This is a genomic window from Bacillus cereus group sp. BfR-BA-01441 (assembly GCF_022663075.1).
GTDB lineage: Bacteria > Bacillota > Bacilli > Bacillales > Bacillaceae_G > Bacillus_A > Bacillus_A cereus.
Genome location: NZ_JAKUEU010000280.1, coordinates 1 through 383, shown reverse-complemented (window position 1 = coordinate 383; position 383 = coordinate 1). Strand labels below are relative to the sequence as shown.

Here is a 383-nt window from a genome sequence, read left to right as displayed (position 1 = left end):
CCCTTAATTGTGAAGCATGAGCAAGCGATGAGTTAATTAACTCTTTTATAGAATGGGGTAGTTATGTTGTTTTTATACATAAAAAATGTTTAGAAAAGGATGTATATACATCTATACCGAAAAATGCGAATTTTTATGCAAAAAATGAACTTTTTCTAAAAAATATATATTGGTTACGTTTACAATTGCCTAATCGCTTGATTTACAACTTCAGTTTCGCTAAAGTGAATACAGAAATACATATCCATAATTGGAGGGAAAAAGATGAGTACACATGTAACGTTCGACTATTCTAAAGCGTTATCCTTCATCGGTGAACATGAAATCACTTATTTACGTGATGCAGTGAAAGTAACACATCACGCAATCCACGAAAAAACTGG

General features: G+C 31.9%; 1 protein-coding gene. It reads left to right on the top strand.

Annotated elements, in window-relative coordinates; genetic code table 11:
* Positions 1-264 precede the first annotated feature (264 nt).
* On the top strand, positions 265-383 hold a 119-nt coding region (locus MR107_RS30505; protein WP_242293192.1), incomplete at its 3' end, for a hypothetical protein.